Raw genomic sequence first — 863 nt, 5'->3', positions numbered from 1 at the left:
CTGGGTGTGCCCGATGTTCGACTTGATCGACCCGAGCAGCAGCGGCGTCTGGCGCTCCTGCCCGTACGTGGCCAGCAACGCCTGCGCCTCGATCGGGTCACCCAACGTGGTGCCGGTGCCGTGCGCCTCCACCACGTCCACGTCGGCCGGGGACAGCCGCGCGTTGGCCAGCGCGGCCCGGATGACGCGCTGCTGCGACGGGCCGTTCGGCGCGGTCAAGCCGTTGGACGCGCCGTCGGAGTTGACCGCCGTGCCGCGTACCACGGCGAGGATCCGCCGGCCGTCGCGCTGGGCGTCGGAGAGACGCTGCACCAGCAGCACGCCGACGCCCTCGCCCCAGCCGGTGCCGTCCGCGCCGGCGGCGAACGCCTTGCACCGGCCGTCGGGGGCCAGCCCGCCCTGCCGGGAGAACTCGGAGAACATGCCCGGCGTGGCCATCAGCGCGACGCCGCCGGCGAGCGCCATGTCGCACTCGCCGGCCCGCAGCGCCTGCGCGGCGAGGTGCAGCGCCACCAGGGACGAGGAGCAGGCGGTGTCGACGGTGACGGCCGGCCCTTCCAGGCCGTACGTGTAGGCGAGGCGGCCGGAGGCGACGCTGCCGGCGGTGCCGGTGAGCAGGTGGCCGTCGAGCCCTTCGACGCCGGTGGCGGCGTAGCCGGAGGAGGCGGCGCCGACGAAGACGCCGGTGGCGGTGCCGGCGCGGGCGGCNNCCAGCAGCAGCCGCTGCTGCGGGTCCATGGCCAGGGCCTCGCGGGGGCTGATGCCAAAGAACGCCGGGTCGAAGTGGCCGGCGTCGGCGAGGAATCCACCGTGCCGGGTGGTGGAGGTGCCGGCCCGGTCGGCGTCCGGGTCGTAGAGCGCGT

The 863-nt window shown here is 75.8% G+C and carries 1 protein-coding gene; it reads right to left on the bottom strand.

Features of this window, described 5'->3' with window-relative positions:
- A partial coding sequence (locus B1205_RS32130; RefSeq protein ID WP_254910128.1) for a beta-ketoacyl synthase N-terminal-like domain-containing protein occupies positions 1–863 on the bottom strand: 863 nt, incomplete at both ends.

The sequence above is a fragment of the Micromonospora sp. NBS 11-29 genome (genome assembly GCF_002140155.1).
GTDB lineage: Bacteria > Actinomycetota > Actinomycetes > Mycobacteriales > Micromonosporaceae > Micromonospora.
Note: the sequence above shows the minus strand (reverse complement) of the source record. Positions and strands in the feature narration are given on the sequence as shown.